Source organism: Vibrio sp. Vb0667, assembly GCF_033391095.1.
In genome coordinates this window covers 57,745-76,314 of the sequence record NZ_JAWPOL010000011.1, presented here as the reverse complement: position 1 = coordinate 76,314, position 18,570 = coordinate 57,745, and the positions used below count along the sequence as shown (strand labels likewise).

The following is an 18,570-nucleotide window of genomic DNA, read 5'->3' as shown; positions in this document are numbered from 1 at the left end:
GAGCGGGTAACATTATCGAGACTCCGCCCCCTCACGTCTGTCTCAGTATTAAGACTATGCAATAGATTGAGATTTGGCGAATGTTTATTTGCATATCCCATTAAAAAGCAAATGCAACAACTTGAATTAACTTAACTAAAAGGCAAAAAAAAACCACCCGAAGGTGGTTTTTTACTCATCCTATCGAATTACGCTTGCGGGCGCATTGCAGGGAATAGGATCACGTCACGGATAGTGTGCGTGTTAGTCAGTAGCATAACCAAACGGTCGATACCGATACCTTGGCCTGCTGTTGGCGGTAGGCCGTGCTCTAGAGCAGTGATGTAGTCTGCATCGTAGAACATTGCTTCGTCGTCACCAGACTCTTTCGCTTCAACCTGTGCTTTAAAGCGTGCATCTTGGTCTTCAGCATCGTTAAGCTCTGAGAAACCGTTCGCTACTTCACGGCCACCGATAAAGAACTCAAAGCGGTCTGTAAAGAACGGGTTATCGTCGCTACGACGAGCCAACGGAGAAATATCTGCTGGGTAACCAGTGATGAACGTAGGCTGCATTAGCTTAGGTTCTGCTGTTTCACCAAAGATCTCTTCAAGAAGCTGACCACATGTCCAGAAAGGTTCTACTTCAACGTGAACAGATTTCGCGATAGAAACCATTAGATCACGGTTTTGTAGGTCTTCTTCTGTTAGCGCTTGGATTTGCGAGTGGTCTGGGTTGTAGTGCTTGATTGCTTCGAACATGCTCATACGAGTGTAAGTACCACCAAACTCAACCGTTTCATCACCATAAGGCATTGACGTTGAACCTAGAACTTCTTGCGCCACTGAACTTAGTAGTTCTTCAGTTAGGTCCATCAGATCTTTGTAGTCTGCGTACGCCATGTAGAATTCCATCATTGTGAATTCTGGGTTGTGGCGTGGAGAAAGGCCTTCGTTACGGAAGTTACGGTTGATTTCGAATACGCGATCAAAACCACCAACAACTAGACGCTTCAGGTATAGCTCTGGCGCGATACGTAGGTACATTGGCATGTCTAGTGCGTTGTGGTGCGTGATGAATGGACGCGCACTCGCACCGCCAGGGATAACGTGCATCATTGGCGTTTCAACTTCCATGAACTGCTTAGAGATCATGAAGTTGCGGATTGCAGACATTACTTTAGAACGTACTACAAACGCTTGACGAGAGTCTTCGTTAACGATCAGGTCAACGTAACGTTGGCGGTAACGCATCTCTTGGTCAGTTAGACCGTGGAACTTCTCTGGAAGTGGACGTAGTGCTTTGGTTAGCAACTCGTACTCTTCCATGTTCACGTATAGGTCACCTTTACCAGACTTATGAAGTGCACCTTTAACACCGATGATGTCACCGATATCTAGACCTTGGTATTTTTCTTTAAGTACTTTTTGAACCGCTTTGTCAGCGTAAGCTTGGATACGGCCAGAAGTTTCTTGAATTACCAAGAATGGACCACGTTTAGCCATGATACGGCCAGCGATTGCTACTACGTGGTTAAGCTCTTCTAGCTCTTCCTTCGTCTTTTCACCGAACTCTTTCTGAAGGTCGCCCGCTAGTGCGTCACGACGGAAGTCGTTTGGATGGCCGTTCGCTTTGCAGCTCTTTCGGATTGCATCCAGTTTAGCGCGGCGTTCAGCAATCAGCTTATTTTCTTCTAGTACAGTTTCGTTTTGAACAGCATCAGTCATTTTCGATGTATCCTGTTTTTGTCGGTGAAAAGCTTTATAGACCTGATTTCAGGCTAGCTTCAATAAATTTGTCCAGATCGCCATCAAGAACCGCTTGAGTATTACGGTTTTCAATGCCCGTACGGAGGTCCTTAATACGTGAGTCATCCAATACGTAAGAACGGATCTGGCTACCCCAGCCAATGTCAGACTTAGCGTCTTCATTAGCTTGTTTTTCCGCATTTTGCTTTTGCAATTCAAGCTCAAATAGCTTCGCTCGAAGCTGTTTCATTGCCTGATCTTTGTTCTTATGTTGAGAACGGTCATTCTGACACTGAACCACTGTGTTCGTAGGTACGTGCGTAATACGTACCGCAGATTCTGTGGTGTTTACGTGCTGACCACCTGCGCCTGACGCACGGTAAACGTCAATACGTAGGTCGGAAGGATTAATGTCGATGTCGATGTTTTCATCAATCTCTGGATAGATGAACGCAGAAGCAAATGACGTATGGCGACGACCGCCTGAATCGAACGGAGATTTACGAACAAGACGATGAACGCCCGTTTCAGTGCGTAACCAACCGTACGCATACTCACCAGAGATGCGAACTGTTGCCGACTTAAGACCCGCGACTTCACCTTCAGAGACTTCAATCACTTCAGCTTTGAAGCCCTTCGCTTCTGCCCAACGTAGGTACATACGCAGCAGCATGTTAGTCCAGTCTTGTGCTTCTGTACCACCAGAGCCAGCTTGCAAATCGATGTAACAATCAGAGCTATCGTGGTCTCCAGAGAACATACGACGGAATTCAAGCTTTTCTAGCTTCTCTTCCAACTCAGCAAGTTCTGGTTCAATTTCGTCAAATGTTTCTTGATCTTCTTCTTCTACAGCCAGCTCAAGAAGACCTTCTACATCTTCCACACCTTGCTCTAGTTGATCAATGGTTTCAACAACCGCTTCTAGTGATGCACGCTCTTTACCCAGTGCTTGCGCACGCTCAGGTTCGTTCCATACATCTGGTTGTTCAAGTTCTGCGTTGACTTCTTCTAGACGCTCTTTCTTCGCGTCATAGTCAAAGATACCCCCTCAGGACATTTGTGCGCTGAGACACGTCCTGCAGACGGTTTTTAATTGGATTGATTTCAAACATGTTTACTCAACATTTTAGAATAGAATTTAACCGAGAAATTCTACTGAAAAATGTGACCGAGATACAGGAAAATTTCGGATGAGAAATCAGATTGCGGTGAGAGAGAGCACGGTCATAAAATTTTACGCCCACTTAGGGGCAACCGTACTCTATAAGAAAGGTTAATCTAGGTATTACTTAGCTTCGATATGGTCGATCATCAATTGCAATGATTGATTACCACGAAATTCATTCACATCCAGCTTATACGCGAGACGTACTGTTTTAACCGATGCATCTGGCCATCGGCGTAGATCAACATTGAATGCAATGCCGTCGATCATCACATTGGTAGGGTGACCTTTATAAAGCGGCTCTAACATCAATTTAAGATGCTTCTCACCCACCAGCTTTTGATGCAGTACTTTAAACTCACCATCAAAGATTGGTTCAGGGAAGGCTTGTCCAAAAGGGCCACCCGATCGCAGCTGTTCAGCAACATGCATAGAGAACTCTTCCGGCTTAAGTTCGCCATCTGACATGATCACGCCTTTTAGCGCCGCTTCATCGAGTTCCTTTTTTACCACTTCATCAAACAAACGACTGAAACGCTCAAAATCCTGCTCTTTAATCGTTAAGCCTGCTGCCATGGCGTGTCCACCAAACTTGATGATCAAACCCGGGTTTTGCGTGTCGATGAAATCCAACGCATCGCGCATGTGTAGCCCCGGAATAGAACGACACGAGCCTTTAATCGTCCCTTCTCCACCATCAGCAAATGCAATGACTGGACGATGAAACTTCTCTTTAATGCGCGAAGCCAAAATACCAATCACACCTTGGTGCCAATCACGTTGGAATAAGGCTAAGCCATAAGGAAGCTCATTGCCTTCACCAAACTGAAGGCGCTCACAGAAAGCCATCGCTTCTTGCTTCATGCCTTCTTCAATCTCTTTACGAGTCTGGTTTAAGCCATCCAATTCACTTGCCATGCGACGAGCTGCGTGGATGTTGTTACACATCAGCAGTTCAACACCGAAAGACATGTCATCAAGACGGCCTGCTGCGTTAATACGTGGACCTAAAGCAAAGCCAAAATCGGACGCAACTAAACGACGCGCATCGCGCTTAGCGACCTCAATTAACGCTTGGATGCCGGGACGCGCTTTGCCCGCACGAATACGTTGCAAACCTTGGTGTACAAGAATGCGGTTGTTTTCATCCAATGGAACGACATCGGCGACGGTACCCAGTGCAACAAGGTCAATCAGTTCCATCAACTTGGGCTCTTGCATCCCCTGTTCTGCAAACCAATTGTGTTTTCGCATATGAACGCATAGTGCCATCATGAGATAAAACGCGACCCCCACACCCGCAAGCGCTTTAGATGGAAAGCTACAGCTGTCAAGGTTTGGGTTCACCATTGCATCCACATCAGGCAACACTTGTCCTGGTAAGTGGTGATCGGTAACGAGCACGGTAATGCCATTTTCTTTTGCGTAACGCACGCCTTCGATTGATGAGACGCCGTTATCCACCGTCATGATCATCTCAGCGCCAAGCTCTAGGGCTTGGTCAACGACTTCTGGGCTTAACCCATAACCGTCTTCAAAACGATTTGGCACTAGATAATCCACATTGTGACTACCAAGCATGCGCAGCGCGAGCACTGATAATGCTGAGCTTGTCGCGCCATCAGCGTCAAAATCACCGACAACGATGATGCGTTTTTGTTCTTTTATCGCCTGAAACAAAAGATCGACAGCTTGCTCAATCCCCCCGAGTTTTTGATATGAATGCAACCCACGGGCCGACGTTTCTAATTGTGAAAGATCCGTTATCCCACGGTTGATGTAGATACGTTTAAGAATCGGAGGAATGGAATCAGGAAGAAGGGAAAGATCTGGTTCAGGACGTCGTTGAATTTCTATCATGCTTGAAAGAGCCGACAACTTTGCCGGCTCTGCTCCTAATGGATTATAGTTGCTTTAAACGTTTCAATAGCTCTGCAGGTGGTAGGTAGCCACCAACCATTTCGCCATTCGGTAAGAAGATTGCTGGCGTACCAGAAATACCCAATTGGCGACCTAGATTGTAATGCGCCTGGATGGTTTCTTTACACTGTTTTAAGTCTTTCGCAGGGTTATCAAATGTACGATTCACTTTCGCGTTGTGCATTGCCGACGCCGGATCTTCAGCACACCAAATCGTTGCCATTTGCTCTGCCACAGGGCCAGTTGCACCTTGGCGAGGGTAAGCCATGTAACGCACTGTGATACCTAGATCATTATAGCCTTGCATTTGGCTATGCAGACGCACACAGTAACCACAAGTGATATCAGTGAATACGGTCACAACGTACTTTTCATCGTCGGCTTTGTATTCGATCATGCTATCGGAGAACTGCGCAATTTTCTCGGCGTTAAGCGGCGCTTGACGCTCTGCTATGACATCTTTGTAACTGCCATCATCATTAATGGCATAAAGCGTACCGGCGATAAAGTGGCTACCATCATTTGAAGCAAACAGGATCCCGCCATTGGTTTGAATTTCCAATAAGCCAGCGACGTCTGATGGTTGAATATCAACGATAGATAAACCAAGCTTTGAGAACTTAGTTTTTAATGCTGCTTCATCAAAGCCGCTTTGTGCAGCTGGCGCTACTTGTTGCGCAGGAGTCTCCGTTTGAGCCTGACTTTCTTCTGCACCACAAGCGGTAACAAAAAATGGTAAAGTCAGCAGAGTTAGTCGGCGTAATACGCTCATGAAATTCACCTTAATGTAAAATCGTTTTTCCAAGAGGACATGGATGAATCTAACCATTGTTATGCTCTTGGGTGGTGTTGACTGTGGATCTGCTTCAATCGTTCAGTCGCCACGTGAGTATAAATTTGCGTGGTCGATAAGTCACTATGTCCTAAAAGCATCTGTACGACCCTGAGATCTGCGCCATAGTTCAATAAATGCGTGGCAAAGGCATGACGCAGTACGTGCGGCGACAGCTGATCAGTATCAATCCCTGCTATCAAAGCATAGTACTTAATACGGTGCCAAAACGTCTGACGAGTCATTTGTCTTGCGCGTTTACTAGGAAAAACAATATCAGATGATGTATCACCAAGTAACGCAGGACGCCCTTGTTGAATGAACGTCTCGATCCAATCGACCGCGTTTTCCCCCATAGGAACTAGGCGTTCTTTACCACCTTTACCAGTCACGCGCACCACCCCTTGGCGCAAGCTAACATTTTCCATGGTCAAACTGACGAGCTCTGTCACACGCAACCCTGTCGCGTAGAGTAGCTCTAGCATCGCTTTATCGCGCAATTCTATAGGGTCGTTCGGGTCTGGCGCCTCGAGCAACGCGTCCACTTGCTCTTCACTAATATCTTTGGGTAAACGTTGTGGCAGTTTAGGACTAACCAAGAGCGCACTCGGGTCATCAGCGCGCACCTTCTCACGATGCAGGTATTGGAATAAACGGCGAATCGCCGACAACATACGCGCACGAGACGTCTGTTTGTAATCTAAATCTACAAGGTGGCTTTGATATTCTTGCAAGCCAGACAAACTGATAAAATCAAGACGGTATCGATGTTTTTCCATCCACACGAGCAACTTCATTAAATCGTTTCGGTAGGAAGCCAACGTGTTCTCTGATAGGCCACGCTCCATCCACATCGCATCTAAGAATTGCTCAACAAGCGAAAAATCTTGTTGATTGACAGGCTGTTGTGCCGTCATGAATGCTTCCTTATCTGTTTATATTTACAGTATTTAGATTAAAGCACCTGCCAATCCAATACCATAAAAAATCATCCCACATAGGATATTCGCTGCAATCTTCCTCAATTTATGGTTAGAATCTTCCACAACAGCAACACAAATAACGACGAATATAATGAAAATCGGACTCTTTTACGGCTCAACGACCTGCTACACCGAAATGGCAGCAGAGAAAATTCGTACCCTTATTGGTGAAGACCTTGTCGACATTCACAATGTGAAAGAGACACCGTTATCACTAATGGCGGACTACGACTTATTACTCCTTGGCATCTCAACTTGGGATTTTGGTGAAATTCAAGAAGATTGGAACGCGATTTGGCAAGACATCGCGACCACACCACTGAAAGGCAAAGTTGTAGCGCTGTTTGGTCTGGGTGACCAAGAAGGTTACGGAGAGTGGTATTTAGATGCGATGGGCTTACTTCACGATGAATTGCAAGCCACAGGCGCAACCTTTATCGGTTACTGGCCAAATGAAGGCTACGAATTTGAAGCATCGAAAGCATTGATCGAAGATGGCAGCAAGTTTGTTGGACTTGCGTTAGATGAAGACTCACAGTACGAACTGAGTGATGAACGCATCGAAAAATGGTGTGAACAAGTTCTTGTGGAATTCCACGACACGCTTTAATAGCGCAAACACGTCATCATTAAAAAGTAAAAAGCCCGATGAAGTAATTCATCGGGCTTTTTATTATCTTGATTACGCGGTTTCTTGTGCTAGCTCTGGGCGAGGTTTCGCGATGAAGAACATGCACACGATAGCCGCAAATGTTGGAAGCACCCAACCCATGCCGACTTCGAATAGTGGCAACATGTTAAACGCAGAAACATCAATACCCGATACTTTTGCCGCATCAACTAACGCAAACAGCAGAGATACAAGCAGTACCGCACGGTAAGCAAAGCGTGGATTCGGCAGTTTGCTGCGCACAAATGTTAGTGCAACCAACGCAATCGCCACAGGGTACAGCGCAAACAATACTGGCACTGACAGAGAAATCAGCTGCGCAAGACCAACGTTTGCAACCAATGCACAAACAGAACCATTAATCAGTACCCATTGCTTGTATGACAGTGGTGTTTTCGAGCTGAAGAAATCTGAACACGCAGAAATCAAGCCAATCGCGGTTGTCAGACACGCTAGCAATACGATGACAGACAGAACGATTTGACCGTATGGACCAAACAACGCTTGAACGTATTGGCTAAGCACTAGGCCACCATTATCAGCACCAGCAGCAACCGTTGCACTCGTCGCACCTAAGTAAAATAGTGAGATGTAAACAAACGCAAGACCAGCAGCAGCAATACAACCTGCATAGATCAGATATTTAGTAGTTGCAGAGCGCTCAGTAATGCCTTTACCGCGCAGTGCATCAACCATCAGCATACCAAACATCAATGACGCGAACGTATCCATTGTGTTGTAGCCTTCTAAGAAGCCTTTGGTCAGAGGCTGCGTTAGGTATTCACCGTGCGCGCCAATCATATCGCCCTGAGGATCAAGGAAGACAGCGACAGCAAGAATGATCAAACCAACGAACAATGCTGGTGTCAGTACTTTACCGATAAGATCGATCAAACGGCCTTGGAACCATGAGAACATCATCGCTGCGATAAAAAAGATCACTGAGAACGCTGTCAGATGCGTTTGTGACGCCTCAAGGAAGAAAGGTTTCACCGCCATCTCGTAAGCCACTAGGCCTGTACGAGGCGCTGCAAACGCTGGACCAATGATGATGAAAATCAGTGCAGCCATAAGAACTGCCGCTTTTTTCGGAAGATCTTGCGTCAAGTGATCCCAAGAACCACCAGCAACAGCAATAGCAACGATAGTAATAAGAGGTAGACCTACCGCTGTTAGCAAGAAACCAAACATAGCTGGCATTAAGTTTTCACCCGCTAGCTGACCCGCTAGAGGAGGAAAGATAATATTGCCCGCACCTAAAAAGAACGCAAATAGCATAAAGCCTACTGCGATAATATCTGTTAGTTTTAACGTCTGCTTCACAGATAACCCTTGTCTTTTAATTAATGAATGTTGTGTATGCGTAGACCACTTTTTGTATACCTAAAGTCAATAAGTACACGTGGTTCAATCTATAAAATTTTCGCCGCATAATGACGAAAGACTCATCATTTGGCAACCTTTAAGAAAAAAACACCATATTAATTTAGTTTTCAAACTTAAAAGCAGTGGATATAACCAGATCCAAATAACAGTCCAGTTCTTTATCTCGATCAATTAACAATACAATTTAATAACCAACAAAACAACAATCTATACAATTAATAAACAATAGAGCAATCCACTTAATTATTGAGCAAATATAAAACAATCATGAAGAACAAAAAACTGAAAACTAAAGGCTTCAATTTTAAGCAATTTTGTATTGAGGGCGGCGAGAGTGGTATGCCAGTCAGCACAGATGGGGTAATACTTGGTGCTTGGGTTCAAAGCCCTAACGACGCTAAAATTCTCGATATTGGCACTGGCACTGGCCTGCTTGCCCTGATGTGTGCTCAACGCTTTACAGAAGCTCAAATAACCGCGGTCGATATCGAATTAACAGCCGTTGCTGCCGCGCAAAAAAATATGGCCCAGTCTCCTTGGTCAGATCGTGTAAGTGTGCATCACACCGACATACTGCACTTTACGCCGACACATCCATTCCAACGCATCATTTGTAACCCGCCCTACTTCAACAGCGGCGAGCAATCGAAACACAGTCAACGTGCAACCGCGAGGCACACTGATACGCTAGGCCATAACGCATTGCTACAGCGTTGCTATCATTTGCTTGATGACGAAGGGAGAGCTAGTTTTGTGTTGCCAATCACCGAAGGCGAGCAGTTCATTGAGCTAGCATTAAACCAAAGTTGGTATCTATCGCGGATCTGTCGTGTGCAACCATCAGAAAAGAAACCAGTACACCGACTGTTATTTGAACTGTCAAAACGACCTTGCGATTTGCAGACGTCACATTTAATTATCCGTTCAAATGACGGCTATAGTGATGATTTCATACAGTTAACTCGCGAGTTTTATCTTAAGATGTGAAATAACATGTGATCCTTATCACCAATCACTTTATAATGTGCGACCTTTTTGTATTCTATGCTGTTGTGGCGAACCATTAACCAAGCTTTGCTTGTGGAGAACTCATTGTGATCAGAACCTTTGCTGAACTTGATCTAGACCAAAACCTACTTGAAGCCATTGAAGAGATGGGTTACGAACGCCCAACAAAAATTCAGGCAGAAGCGATTCCACAAGCGTTGGACGGTCGTGACATTCTAGCGTCAGCGCCAACAGGAACTGGTAAAACGGCCGCCTTCGTCCTGCCAGCATTGCAATACTTGCAAGACTTCCCTCGTCGTAAGCCTGGGCCTGCGCGTATTTTGATCCTAACGCCTACTCGCGAACTGGCGATGCAAATTGCCGATCAAGCACGTGCTTTGGCAAAAAATACCAAACTCAACATTTTCACCATCACTGGTGGTGTTCAGTACCAAGAGCACGCCGACATCCTTGCAACAACACAAGACATTGTGGTTGCGACACCTGGCCGTTTAAAAGAATACATTGATGCAGAACGTTTTGATTGTCGTGCAATCGAATGGTTAATCCTTGATGAAGCAGACCGTATGCTAGATATGGGTTTTGCTCCTACTGTCGATCGCCTATCTAACGAATGTCGCTGGCGTAAGCAAACCCTTCTGTTCTCAGCAACGTTAGAAGGGAAAGGCGTAGAAGGCTTTACCGCTGATCTGTTGAATGACCCAGCAGAGATCGATGCAAAATCGCCGCTGCGTGAGCGTAAGAAAATTGCTCAGTGGTACCACCGAGCTGATGATGCTGAACACAAACTGGAATTACTAAAACACATTATTACTCAGCAAGCTGAGCGCACTATCGTCTTTTTAAAGACTCGTGAGCGTTTGGCTGAGCTACGAGCGCAGCTTGAAAGTGCACAGATTCCATGTTCTTGGATTCAAGGTGAAATGCCGCAAGATCGTCGTAACAATGCGATTTCTCGCTTCCGCGATGGAACTGTGAATGTGCTGCTCGCGACGGACGTTGCTGCGCGTGGTATCGATCTTCCGGATGTATCACACGTTATCAACTACGACATGCCGCGCACGGCTGATGTTTACCTTCACCGTATCGGCCGTACGGCTCGCGCAGGTAAGAAAGGTAACGCTATCTCAATCGTAGAAGCACACGACCAACCAATGATGGATCGCGTTGCACGTTACGTGAAAGAAGACATCAAAGAGCGTTTCGTGAAAGAGATGCGTCCTAAACACAAAAAGCCTGTGTTTAAGAAGAAAAAGAAAAAAGACGACAAGAAAAAAGTAGCGAAAAAGAAAACCGCTAAGAAGAAGTAATCTTGTTGGGGCCAAGTAGCTCAAGCTAGAAAATAACAAAGGGTTGGCAATGCCAACCCTTTTTCGTTTGTGCTGATAGAGATTAACGTAGACTACGTCTCAATCAGCTTTATTTTTGCTCTTCGCGTTTAAATACTAACTCTGTTGGCGTCGATTCATCTTCCACAAAGTAGTAACCCGCCGTATCAAACTTCGCCAGGTCTGCTACGCTCTCAACACGGTTTTCAATGATGTAACGCGCCATCATACCGCGCGCTTTCTTCGCGTAAAAACTGATGACCTTGTATTGACCATTCTTACAATCTTTGAATACTGGCGTGATCACTTGCGCATCTAAATTCTTTGGCTTAACCGCTTTAAAGTATTCATTTGATGCAAGGTTGATAAGGACATTATCACCTTGAGCAGAAATCGCTTCGTTAAGCTTGTCCGTAATAACGTTGCCCCAAAACTGGTACAAGTTCGTACCCTTGTCGTTTGCAAGCTTGGTACCCATTTCAAGACGGTATGGCTGCATCAAATCAAGTGGTTTTAGTAAACCATAGAGACCCGATAGCATACGCAGATGATCTTGAGCATATTCGAAGTCCGCTTCAGATAAACTTTCGGCGTCTAGCCCTGTGTAAACGTCACCTTTAAATGCAAGAATGGCTTGTCGTGAGTTTTCCGTGGTAAACGTTTCACTCCACTCTTGGAATCGGCCCACATTTAAATCGGCAATCTTGTCGCTCACTTTCATTAAAGAGGCAACATCAGCAGGAGTCAGTTTGCGGCATACATCGATAAGCTCTTTTGAGTATTCGACCAACTCAGGTTGAGTAAATTTTTCTGTCGCTAACGGAGACTCGTAATCAAGAGTCTTCGCTGGAGAAACTACGATAAGCATGACTTTCCCTTCTCTAATTTTGTTTTTAATAGGGTACAAAAAAAGCCATGCATTGTCTGCATGGCTTTTTACATCGTACTAATAGCTTTCAACTATGAGTGATAGCTCACTTAGTCTTTTTTATCGTTGTACCAAATGCCTTCTTCAAGCTGAGATTTCAGCTCTGGGAAATCATTCGCATCAAATGTTGGCACTTTGCCTTCACCAAGCTGGCGATTGTAATCTTTGGCCAGTTTAATCACGATGCCAGATAGCAAGATGATCGCCACCAAGTTGACTATCGCCATCAGACCCATAGAGACATCAGCAAGCGACCATACGACTGGTAACGAAGCTAGTGCACCAAACATAACCATACCAAGAACAATAACGCGGAAAATGCTTAAGCCCGCTTTATGATTGTGCTCTAGGAAGATTAAGTTCGTTTCAGCATACGAGTAGTTTGCAATGATTGAAGTAAACGCAAAGAAGAAGATTGCCACAGCAACAAAGATGCCGCCCCAATCGCCAACTTGTGAGCTCAATGCACGCTGAGTTAGCTCGATACCCGTCACTTCTGTTGCTTGACCGACATACTCACCAGACATCAGGATGATAGCCACTGTTGCAGAACAGATAACGATCGTATCCATGAACACGCCTAGCATCTGTACGTAACCTTGAGACGCTGGGTGTGGTGGGTAAGGTGTTGCTGAAGCTGCCGCGTTAGGTGCAGAACCCATACCTGCTTCATTCGAGAATAGACCGCGCTTGATACCGTTAATCATTGCCTGTGCAATTGCGTAGCCAAGACCACCTGCTGCTGCTTCTTGCAGACCAAATGCACTCTTAAAGATAAGCATCAATACATCAGGTAATTTCTCTAGGTTAGAGAACATGATGAACAGCGCTAGGGCTAGATAAAGTAGTGCCATGATCGGAACGATCATCTCAGCAACTCTTGCGATACGCTTGATGCCACCGAAAATAACAATTGCAGACAGTAAAACAACGGCAATACCGACATACAGGTTATTCCAACCAAATGCGTTACTCATTGCATTGGCAATTGAGTTAGCTTGTACGGCGTTGAATACCAAACCAAAAGCGATGATTAGGAAAACTGAGAACAACACGCCCATCCAACGCATGCCCAGGCCTTTTTCCATGTAGTAGGCAGGGCCACCACGGTAGTTGCCATCATCATCTTTGGTTTTGTATAACTGCGCCAGTGTGCTCTCAGCAAACGATGTTGCCATACCAAGCATTGCAATCAGCCACATCCAGAAGATCGCACCAGGACCACCCGCAGTCAATGCAACTGCAACGCCCGCCATGTTACCTGTACCAACACGTGCAGCAAGACTAGTACAAAGCGCTTGGAAAGAGGAAATACCAGCTTTGTCTGCTTTACGGCTGTTCTTAAGAACAGAGAACATGTGGCCGAAATGGCGGAACTGAATGAACCCTAATCGAACGGTGAAGTAAATACCAACACCAACAAGAAGATAAACCAGAATCGAGCCCCAGAGGAGATCGTTCATCAAATTGATTAAGTCTGTCATGTGTACCTCAAAGTGAGTTGCGCCAGTCTATGCGTCCTAGCCATCCACCAAATTGCCTGCTAAGTGTCAAAGTGTGCTTAGCTTTTTAAGTAATGTTTATGGGCAATCTAGAATCGTAAACGTCGCTTCATGCATCCATTTTACGTACCAGCGTATTTTTTGACGGGCGGATAATGCAACCTAGGAGCGCAAAAATCAATATGCAACAACAAGAATAACATTGTTATTTTTCACTATAAAGTCACCAAAAAATAACATAAATAGAAGACTTAACACTCAAACTGCGCAACATTTCAATTACCAAACACCAACATAAATAATTATTCTTCATTAAATGGAATGGTAAACCGTATAAACAAGAACAAGCTAGTATTCACAAGGTGTTACATAAATTTACGCTAGTGACTTACCATCTAATTGAACACTATTTCATCAAACTGATTTTATGCAACTTTAACCTTTGCGCAGTGCCCCCATTCATCAAATCGAATTAACATAGAAAATCTCTCTATTTAATCGTTTTCTTGAGATCGTTTGTGCATTTTTTATCCACATCGTTGCAATAAAAAGTGTGATTTTGAGAATATTTTTGCACGAAAATGTCATGCTACCGACACAAATGCGAAATATATCATGGTTATTCTCACGGCTATTGTGGTACTAAAAAAACTCCACAAGGACTGGTTACAACAGTTTAGCTTAAGAAAGGTAAAGGTGGCTTATGGAAGGCTTTCAACTAGATGACATTTTTAATCTGGATACTACCTCAACAACCAAATCTCGTGCCAAACCAGTAAAGCGAAAGTGGCGTGAAATAGAAGAGATGAACGACAGACGCAATTTGCTTAAAGAGCTGCGCGAACTTGATGTCTGTACCGATTATAACTTGGAAGACATTAAACTCTAATTCAAACAAAAGGCACCTTACAGGTGCCTTTTGTTTTTTGTTTACAGTGACCGTAAACACCGTGAGTTTATGTACCAAGGTTTAAGTATGAATACCATTATTACTCAATGAGAATCTTCCGTACTTTTTGCCGAGAAATATGCACACTAAATTTTCGGTTGATTCCCAATAAATAAGAAATGTATCTCACAAACCCGAGAGACGGCTTTCGCTCGCTCAGGTTTCATCATTCAGTCTTAAACATATTCAGTATCACTTTGACGAACACGTTCGGCCAACTGCTTATAACGATCAGCAATCGTGTCACCAAACACAGGGTCATCCTCACTGACGCTCCATAAGCTCTCGACATGCTGCCAATCTTCTGTGGTAAATAACTCTTCAATGAGAGGCAAAATTTTTCGCTCTTCTAGCTCCAAGTGGTGCCTTTGCGATTCTATGAAATCTTCTAGGTGAGCGACAAACATGTCTTGTGGCACAACAGCATCCTGAAGGATCATCTCTATCACGGATGAAAACTCTCTGGTTTTACTCGCTAACTCTAGATGTTCTTTCTCTAAATTTTCCATGGTTTGTTGCTTACCATAGTGTTCAAGAAAGTGGTGATAGAGGATATCTTCTTTCGGGTGGTGTACTTTCTCCGAATGATTAGAGAGGTAATCAACAATCTCGCTTACTAACGCATAGTTGATTACACGTTCTTTTTTTATCTCATTAAGCTTATGGCGCAGTATCGCCAACAGACGAACCATATAACCATGTTCGCGTCGAATTCTTTCGATCATCATAGCGTCTCTCCTTAACACCTACTTTTAGTAAGTGTACATGAGAAATTTACTATCAGCCTCGAGCGTGCTCAAAAAAACAGCGATCATACCATCCATGATCGCTGTCTCTTCATTTATACCGTTAATGGCAAATGCCAGTTAATTGGTGCTTTTTCTTGTGATGTAAGCAACTGGTTTGCTTGAGAGAAATGCTTACAACCGAAAAAGCCTCGATGTGCAGAAAGTGGCGATGGGTGTGGGGCAGCTAACACATGGTGCTTGTTGCGATCGATAAAGCGCCCTTTCTTCTGCGCGTGTGCCCCCCACAGCAAGAACACTACACCTTCTTGATGCTGATTAATGGCTTCAATCACTCGGTCAGTAAACGTTTCCCAACCTGTCTTTGAATGTGAATGCGCTTTACCTTGCTCCACCGTTAATACCGTATTGAGTAACAATACGCCTTGTTCAGCCCAGCTTTGCAAAAAACCATGTTGAGGGATTTGGAAACCTTCAATATCTTGCGCCAGCTCTTTATACATATTAACCAGTGACGGTGGCGTTTTAATGCCAGGAAGTACAGAGAAACACAGGCCATGCGCCTGATTTGGGCCGTGGTATGGGTCTTGTCCTAGAATCACGACCTTAACGTCTTTGAACTCGGTAAAACGAAACGCGTTAAAGACATCTTTTGCGGGAGGAAAAATAGCTTTGCCTGCGGCGCGTTCGGCTTCAACAAAACTCAAGGTGTCTACAAAGTAGCTCTGCTTTTTCTCTTCGCCGATCACATCGTGCCAAGTGGGTGACTGATTCATGGAAAGTTCCTGTCCTAAATTTTGCTTCTATTCTAACGAGCGAAACTCAAACAAACAAAAACTTACCACGAACTTGAGACAAGTAATAAAAGACTAATGCTTCTGTGGCGTTCGAAAATGCCCCTGTCCGGTAATGTGACGATTAGGCATCGGTAAGCGAAGCACGCGACGAGTGTAAGCATAAGGAGTAAAAGAGAGTGGTCGAGACATATTGGCATCCTTCTTTGCTAATTCAGAGATTGATGTTCAATGACTAAGAAAGAAAGGTGCCAACTTTGTGGTTACGCCATTAACTGTCAATGGCCGCTAAATGGAATTGACGCAACGTGTTGATCTCTTGCTGCCAAATATCTGGATCAATTGTTTCTAAAATCAGAGGGATACCATCAAAACGAGGGTCTTTCGCGATGTACTCAAAGCAATCCCACCCGATCTCTCCTTTACCTAGAGAATGGTGGCGATCTACTTTGCTGGCAAACTCTACTTTTGAATCATTTAGATGCATTGCTCTTAAATAGTGCATACCTACGATACGGTCGAACTCTGCAAAGGTGCGCTCGCAATCTTCTTTTGTACGTAAGTCATAACCAGCCGTAAAGGTATGGCAGGTATCAATACAAACGCCGACACGATCTTTATCTTCCACTTGCTCGATGATTTCAGCAAGGTGCTCAAACTTCCAGCCTAAGTTAGTGCCTTGACCTGCCGTATTCTCGATAACAGCGATCACATTCGGCACCGCTTTATGCGCAAGATTGATCGACTCGGCGATCGTCGCGAGGCACTCCTGTTCAGAGACTTTTTTTAGGTGACTACCCGGATGGAAGTTAAGCAAAGTCAGCCCCAACTGATTACAACGCTCCATTTCATCAATAAATGCCGCGCGGGATTTATTCAGCTTTTCTTCTTCCGGCGCACCCAAGTTAATCAGATAAGAATCATGGGGAAGAATATGTTCTGCTCCGAAACCCAGCATTTTACAGTTCGCTTTAAACGCACTGATGGTTTTTACTTCTAAAGGCTTCGCCACCCACTGGCGTTGGTTTTTTGTAAATAGTGCGAATGCATTTGCGCCAATTTCACGAGCTCTCAACGGAGCTTGATCGACCCCACCAGCAGCAGAGACATGTGCACCAATGAGTTTATTCCCAAGCTTGTTTTTCATGTTTGTCATTTAATCACTTTAGACTTTCAGTATTGCTACCTAAATACAGATAGTTGCGTTAACCAGTTTAAACTTTAATCTCAATTTGTAGTAAATTTACAACAAAACAAGTTATTAAATATTTTTTATATTATCAAATAAATTGTAATTAGTTTGTTTTCAAAGGTTTTATTGATTTAACTCAATAAAATCACCTTAATAAAAATAATGTTTTTGGTTGTTTTTTGACTCAAATCAATATTAAAATAGTGGATATTAGCTATATAATACTCAGCTCAACGAAAATTCGAAAATTAACACCAATAATCACCACGTAAGTGGTCTAGGAGATAGTGATGATCCAAGGTATCCAAATTACAAAAGCGGCAAACGACGACCTACTAAACTCTATCTGGCTATTAGATAGCGAAAAAAATGAAGCTCGTTGTGTTGCTGCAACTGCTGGCTACGAAGCAGACCAAGTTATCGCAATCAGCGACCTAGGTGAATACGAAAGCCGTGAAGTTGCAATCGAAACTGCTCCTCGTATCGAAGGCGGCCAACACCTAAACGTGAACGTGCTTAAACGCGAAACACTAGAAGATGCAGTTGCACACCCAGAGAAATACCCACAACTAACTATTCGTGTTTCTGGTTACGCAGTACGTTTTAACTCGCTAACTCCAGAGCAACAACGTGATGTAATCGCTCGTACTTTTACTGAGACTCTATAATCTCTCAGTAAACTAGCTCGCTAGAATTTAAAAAGCTTGGTCAGCAATGACCAAGCTTTTTTTGTTTCAGAATCCTTCTAAACCCTTTCTATAATGGAAAGCAACTCGCCTCTAAGGTGCATTTCTTTGCGAAGGATCTTTCTGAAACGCTTGCGCTAAAGAGGTTGGATCACGCCTATCTCTTTGCAGTGACGCCCCTTCTGCCCACCAAATCAATTGATGCATAGTGCGATTCATATAGTTGTCCCACTGCGTCTGCTCCGACTCATCCTCAGCAACGCCCTGTTCATCAAACACTTCTTGCGCTTTCGGAATGTGGATCATCGCAGAGACAGGTAGACATCCAAGTTCAGATAAGAAGGTACGCATAGAAACGGCAGCTCTAACACCACCCCATTGTCCGGCAGAATAGGTCACGATAGCACTCGGCTTGTAAGAAAACAGCGAACTGCCGAAATGGTTAAGCGTGTTCGCCAGAGCAGGACTCATCGAATGGTTATATTCCGGGCTAACCATCACATACCCATCCGCATGTTTGATTTTGTCTGCCAGCTCACTTAGGTGCTGCGGAACTTTAGAGCGGTGATAAGCAAACTCGGGCTTAAACACATCACCAAAGTCGTAATTCAAAGGGTCGATGATTTCGACCGTATGTTGCGAATGTTGACTCGCGATGAGTTTTTCACACGCTTTACTGACTCGCATTCCTAAACGGGCTGGTCGTGGTGGCGTGCTGTCTCTCACTGAGCCAAGAAAAATCAAAAAATGCATG

The 18,570-nt window shown here is 44.4% G+C and carries 17 protein-coding genes; 5 read left to right on the top strand and 12 right to left on the bottom strand.

What is annotated here, in order from left to right; genetic code table 11:
* Positions 1-188 precede the first annotated feature (188 nt).
* The 5 genes from lysS to xerD form a co-directional block, all read right to left on the bottom strand.
* Positions 189-1,706 (bottom strand): lysine--tRNA ligase, encoded by a 1,518-nt coding sequence (gene lysS, locus R8269_RS12785; RefSeq protein WP_005381781.1) that lies wholly within the window; start codon positions 1,704-1,706, stop codon positions 189-191.
* A 34-nt stretch (positions 1,707-1,740) separates the two neighbouring features.
* Positions 1,741-2,839 (bottom strand): peptide chain release factor 2 gene (gene prfB / locus R8269_RS12780; RefSeq protein ID WP_100068604.1). Its coding sequence is split into 2 segments (ribosomal slippage): positions 1,741-2,763 and positions 2,765-2,839, totalling 1,098 coding nucleotides; the frame shifts between segments, so codons are not numbered across the junction.
* A gap of 173 nt (positions 2,840-3,012) precedes the next feature.
* Positions 3,013-4,752, bottom strand: coding sequence for a single-stranded-DNA-specific exonuclease RecJ (gene recJ, locus R8269_RS12775; protein WP_005381784.1), 1,740 nt, complete (start codon positions 4,750-4,752; stop codon positions 3,013-3,015).
* Between the two features lie 43 nt (positions 4,753-4,795).
* Entirely contained in the window at positions 4,796-5,584 is a 789-nt protein-coding gene (gene dsbC / locus R8269_RS12770; protein WP_005381786.1) for a bifunctional protein-disulfide isomerase/oxidoreductase DsbC, read from the bottom strand.
* A gap of 59 nt (positions 5,585-5,643) precedes the next feature.
* Positions 5,644-6,561, bottom strand: coding sequence for a site-specific tyrosine recombinase XerD (gene xerD, locus R8269_RS12765; RefSeq protein ID WP_005381788.1), 918 nt, complete (start codon positions 6,559-6,561; stop codon positions 5,644-5,646).
* Between the two features lie 157 nt (positions 6,562-6,718).
* Between xerD and fldB the strand changes: the two genes are divergently transcribed.
* Entirely contained in the window at positions 6,719-7,237 is a 519-nt protein-coding gene (gene fldB / locus R8269_RS12760; protein ID WP_005381790.1) for a flavodoxin FldB, read from the top strand.
* A 72-nt stretch (positions 7,238-7,309) separates the two neighbouring features.
* Here the strand turns inward: fldB and brnQ are convergent, their stop codons facing one another.
* Positions 7,310-8,620 carry a branched-chain amino acid transport system II carrier protein gene (gene brnQ / locus R8269_RS12755; protein WP_005381792.1) on the bottom strand — a complete coding sequence of 437 codons (1,311 nt, stop codon included), beginning with the start codon at positions 8,618-8,620 and terminating at the stop codon, positions 7,310-7,312.
* Between the two features lie 330 nt (positions 8,621-8,950).
* Here brnQ and R8269_RS12750 point away from each other — a divergent pair, with 330 nt between their 5' ends.
* Together R8269_RS12750 and srmB are read left to right on the top strand one after the other, a co-directional pair.
* Positions 8,951-9,670, top strand: coding sequence for a tRNA1(Val) (adenine(37)-N6)-methyltransferase (locus R8269_RS12750; protein WP_005381794.1), 720 nt, complete (start codon positions 8,951-8,953; stop codon positions 9,668-9,670).
* A gap of 107 nt (positions 9,671-9,777) precedes the next feature.
* On the top strand, positions 9,778-11,001 hold the full coding sequence (gene srmB, locus R8269_RS12745; protein WP_005381797.1) for an ATP-dependent RNA helicase SrmB: 1,224 nt from the start codon (positions 9,778-9,780) through the stop codon (positions 10,999-11,001).
* A gap of 109 nt (positions 11,002-11,110) precedes the next feature.
* Here srmB and yaaA read toward each other — a convergent pair whose 3' ends face one another.
* Together yaaA and R8269_RS12735 are read right to left on the bottom strand one after the other, a co-directional pair.
* A complete protein-coding gene (gene yaaA, locus R8269_RS12740) occupies positions 11,111-11,887 on the bottom strand; it encodes a peroxide stress protein YaaA (protein ID WP_005381798.1) in 777 nt (258 codons plus the stop codon).
* A 110-nt stretch (positions 11,888-11,997) separates the two neighbouring features.
* Positions 11,998-13,431, bottom strand: a complete 1,434-nt coding sequence (locus R8269_RS12735) for an alanine/glycine:cation symporter family protein (RefSeq protein ID WP_005381800.1) — start codon at positions 13,429-13,431, stop codon at positions 11,998-12,000.
* Between the two features lie 721 nt (positions 13,432-14,152).
* Between R8269_RS12735 and R8269_RS12730 the strand changes: the two genes are divergently transcribed.
* On the top strand, positions 14,153-14,338 hold the full coding sequence (locus R8269_RS12730) for a DUF3545 family protein (RefSeq protein WP_005381805.1): 186 nt from the start codon (positions 14,153-14,155) through the stop codon (positions 14,336-14,338).
* Positions 14,339-14,574: 236 nt separating this feature from the next.
* On the opposite strand, the gene R8269_RS12725 is transcribed toward R8269_RS12730, so the two are convergent.
* The 3 genes from R8269_RS12725 to nfo all read right to left on the bottom strand — a co-directional run bounded on the left by R8269_RS12725 (position 14,575) and on the right by nfo (position 17,094).
* On the bottom strand, positions 14,575-15,126 hold the full coding sequence (locus R8269_RS12725; protein ID WP_005381807.1) for a hemerythrin domain-containing protein: 552 nt from the start codon (positions 15,124-15,126) through the stop codon (positions 14,575-14,577).
* Between the two features lie 113 nt (positions 15,127-15,239).
* Complete coding sequence (gene ung / locus R8269_RS12720) at positions 15,240-15,920, bottom strand: uracil-DNA glycosylase (RefSeq protein WP_005381808.1); 681 nt, start codon at positions 15,918-15,920, stop codon at positions 15,240-15,242.
* Positions 15,921-16,209: 289 nt separating this feature from the next.
* Positions 16,210-17,094, bottom strand: coding sequence for a deoxyribonuclease IV (gene nfo / locus R8269_RS12715; protein WP_005381812.1), 885 nt, complete (start codon positions 17,092-17,094; stop codon positions 16,210-16,212).
* A gap of 326 nt (positions 17,095-17,420) precedes the next feature.
* On the opposite strand from nfo, the gene grcA reads away from it, so the two are divergent.
* Positions 17,421-17,798 (top strand): autonomous glycyl radical cofactor GrcA, encoded by a 378-nt coding sequence (gene grcA / locus R8269_RS12710; protein WP_005381814.1) that lies wholly within the window; start codon positions 17,421-17,423, stop codon positions 17,796-17,798.
* Positions 17,799-17,909: 111 nt separating this feature from the next.
* On the opposite strand, the gene R8269_RS12705 is transcribed toward grcA, so the two are convergent.
* A complete protein-coding gene (locus tag R8269_RS12705; protein WP_158159563.1) occupies positions 17,910-18,569 on the bottom strand; it encodes an NADPH-dependent FMN reductase in 660 nt (219 codons plus the stop codon).
* Position 18,570: the final 1 nt, after the last annotated feature.